The organism is Amycolatopsis sp. WAC 01416, from assembly GCF_003947485.1.
In the GTDB taxonomy this organism is placed as follows: Bacteria; Actinomycetota; Actinomycetes; order Mycobacteriales; family Pseudonocardiaceae; genus Amycolatopsis.
The window spans coordinates 1-259 of the sequence record NZ_QHHX01000036.1 but is presented as its reverse complement, the minus strand read 5'-3'; the positions used below and the strand labels follow the sequence as shown (position 1 = coordinate 259).

General features: G+C 49.4%; 1 rRNA gene. It reads right to left on the bottom strand.

The features are described 5' to 3' along the window. A 16S ribosomal RNA gene (locus DL990_RS41185) occupies positions 1-103 on the bottom strand; the annotation flags it as partial. Positions 104-259 lie beyond the last annotated feature (156 nt).

Sequence of the window (259 nt, the reverse complement as noted above, 5' to 3'; positions counted from 1 at the left end):
CACCCGTTCGCCACTAATCCACCCGAAGGCTTCATCGTTCGACTTGCATGTGTTAAGCACGCCGCCAGCGTTCGTCCTGAGCCAGGATCAAACTCTCCAACAATGTCTTCGAATTCAATCGAGGCAATTTAATGCTCTCAAAGGAACCTCAAACGAGGTTCAAATACATAAGCTCTACTGGCTTAGTTCACTAGCACACTGTTGAGTTCTCAAGCAACACACCCCAGATCGCACCAGGCAAAACCCGGCCTTATCCGAA